Here is a 372-nt window from a genome sequence, read left to right as displayed (position 1 = left end):
TATCAGACAAGAGTCTGTATCTGTGGATTCGGCAGAGCAGCGGCAAACAGTCTTCCGTGGCCAATGATAACGTTGCTGAGTTGAAGGCCGAAATGGCACGGCTAAAAGCAGAGCTGAAAAGAACAACTGAAGAACGAGATATCCTAAAAAAGGTCGCAGCGTACTTTGCCAGGGAGTCAGAGTAAAGTACGCATTCATCGACGCTCATAGATACCAATACCGTTTAACGAGCCTGTGCCGCGTTCTAAAGGTAAATCGTAGCGGATTCTATGCTTGGAAGAAGAATCCTTTATCTGAACGCGCGAAGGCAAATGTGCAGATTCTGACTGAAATTAAACAAGCTTATGTTGAGAGCGGTGGAATTTATGGGAG

At 45.7% G+C, this 372-nt stretch carries 1 pseudogene; it reads left to right on the top strand.

Annotation, left to right across the window (positions count from 1 at the left end):
- Positions 1 to 185, top strand: a pseudogene (locus ACO0LE_RS20270) (IS3 family transposase); the annotation flags it as partial.
- Positions 186 to 372 lie beyond the last annotated feature (187 nt).

Origin of the sequence: Undibacterium sp. Xuan67W, assembly GCF_049340165.1 — a bacterium.
Classification (GTDB): domain Bacteria; phylum Pseudomonadota; class Gammaproteobacteria; order Burkholderiales; family Burkholderiaceae_D; genus Undibacterium.
The sequence above is the reverse complement of the archived record's forward strand: the minus strand, read 5'-3'. Positions and strand labels throughout refer to the sequence as shown.